At 67.2% G+C, this 612-nt stretch carries 1 pseudogene; it reads left to right on the top strand.

Features of this window, described 5'->3' with window-relative positions:
- Positions 1–612, top strand: a pseudogene (locus tag RF645_RS13140) (NCS2 family permease); the annotation flags it as partial.

Genomic DNA, 612 nt, shown 5'->3' with positions numbered 1-612 from the left:
CTGGTCGCTGGTGGTACCCGCCAACCCCGAGGGTCTGTTCGCCCTACCGGACCTGTCCCTGATCGGTGCGGCCGCGCCCATCGACGCGTTCCGTCAGCTCGGGGTCATCGCGTGCGCCCTGTTGATCTTCACGATCCTGCTCTCCATCTTCTTCGATGCGATGGGCACCATGGTGGGCCTGTCCCAACAAGCGGGTCTCGTGGACGCGAACGGACGGATCGAACGCGTGGACCGCGTGCTGCTCGTCGACGCGCTGGGCGCGGTGGCCGGCGGTACCGGTTCCGTGTCCTCGAACCAGATCTTCGTGGAGTCCTCCACGGGTATCGCCGAGGGCGCCCGCACCGGTCTTGCCAACGTGGTCACCGGCGTGCTGTTCCTCGCGGCCATGTTCCTCACCCCGCTCGTGAACGTGGTGCCCTTCGAGGCCGTGGCCCCGGCCATGGTGGTCGTGGGCTTCCTGATGGCCCGCAACGTGGTGCACATCGACTGGAGCGACTGGGGTGTCTCCGTCCCCGCGTTCCTGGCCTTCGCCGTCATGCCGTTCACCTACTCGATCGCCAACGGCATCGGCGCGGGCTTCGTCTCTTACGTCTTCATCCGCCTGGTGCAGGG

This window comes from Kocuria sp. CPCC 205260, assembly GCF_040981045.1.
GTDB classification, from domain to species: domain Bacteria; phylum Actinomycetota; class Actinomycetes; order Actinomycetales; family Micrococcaceae; genus Kocuria; species Kocuria palustris.
Note: the sequence above shows the minus strand (reverse complement) of the source record. Positions and strands in the feature narration are given on the sequence as shown.